Annotated in this window: 1 protein-coding gene; it reads left to right on the forward strand. The window is 78.8% G+C overall.

Annotation, left to right across the window (positions count from 1 at the left end):
• The first annotated feature begins 34 nt into the window (after nucleotides 1-34).
• On the forward strand, nucleotides 35-706 hold the full coding sequence (locus SSBG_RS22285) for a PhzF family phenazine biosynthesis protein (RefSeq protein WP_008748328.1): 672 nt from the start codon (nucleotides 35-37) through the stop codon (nucleotides 704-706).
• Nucleotides 707-725: the final 19 nt, after the last annotated feature.

A 725-nucleotide genomic window follows, 5' to 3' on the forward strand; every position in this document is an offset into this window, starting at 1 on the left:
CGCGCCCGCCCCCGCATGGGGTTCAATGCGGGGCATGAGCACACCGGACATCCCTGACCTCGACGTCCTGCGCGTCTTCTGCGACGCCGCGGGGCGCCACGGCAACGCGCTCGGCGTCGTCCGCGACGGCCCGCGCCTGCCCGGTGACGCGGAGCGCCAGGCGCTCGCCGCCCGGCTCGGGTACAGCGAGACCGTCTTCGTGGACGACCCCGAGCGCGGCGTGCTCGACATCCGCACCCCCGGCGGCGCGCTCCCCTTCGCCGGGCACCCGCTCGTCGGCTGCGCCTGGCTCCTCGACCTGCCCGAGCTGGCCCCGCCCGCCGGGCGCGTCGAGGCCCGCTCGGACGGCGAGAGCACCTGGATCACCGCCCGCGCCGCCTGGGCGGCGGAGCGCGTCCCGGTCCGCTACGGAAGCCCCGAGGAGATCGACGCGCTCCCCGTCCCCGCGCCGGGCCGGGGCTGGCAGTACGCGTGGGCCTGGGAGGACGAGACGGCCGGACGGGTACGGGCCAGGGGCTTCCCCGGGCGCGGCGACGGCATCGACGAGGACGAGGCGACCGGCGCGGCGGCGATCGCGCTCACCGCGCACCTCGGACGCGCGCTGAACATCCGCCAGGGCCGCGGCTCGCAACTGCTCACGGCGCCGGGACCGGCCGGGCTGGTGGAGCTGGGCGGACGCGTGCGCTTCGCGGCGGGACCGCGCTGAGCGCCGGTCCGGCGCCGGG

This window comes from Streptomyces sp. SPB074 (genome assembly GCF_000154905.1).
Taxonomy (GTDB): domain Bacteria; phylum Actinomycetota; class Actinomycetes; order Streptomycetales; family Streptomycetaceae; genus Streptomyces.